Here is a 240-nt window from a genome sequence, read left to right on the forward strand (position 1 = left end):
ACTTCCATTTCGACCAGCTCGAGCAGCTCGGCGTCGTCGACCATGTCGCACTTGTTCAGGAACACGATGATGTACGGCACGCCAACCTGACGAGCCAGCAGGATGTGCTCGCGCGTTTGCGGCATCGGGCCGTCGGCAGCCGAGCAAACCAGAATGGCGCCGTCCATCTGGGCAGCACCGGTAATCATGTTCTTGACGTAGTCGGCGTGGCCCGGGCAGTCAACGTGTGCGTAGTGGCGG

Annotated in this window: 1 protein-coding gene; it reads right to left on the reverse strand. The window is 62.1% G+C overall.

Annotation, left to right across the window (positions count from 1 at the left end; genetic code table 11):
* On the reverse strand, window positions 1-240 hold a 240-nt coding region (locus tag A985_RS24040), incomplete at both ends, for a GTP-binding protein (protein ID WP_017232017.1).

The sequence above is a fragment of the Pandoraea sp. B-6 genome (assembly GCF_000282835.1).
Lineage (GTDB): Bacteria > Pseudomonadota > Gammaproteobacteria > Burkholderiales > Burkholderiaceae > Pandoraea > Pandoraea cepalis.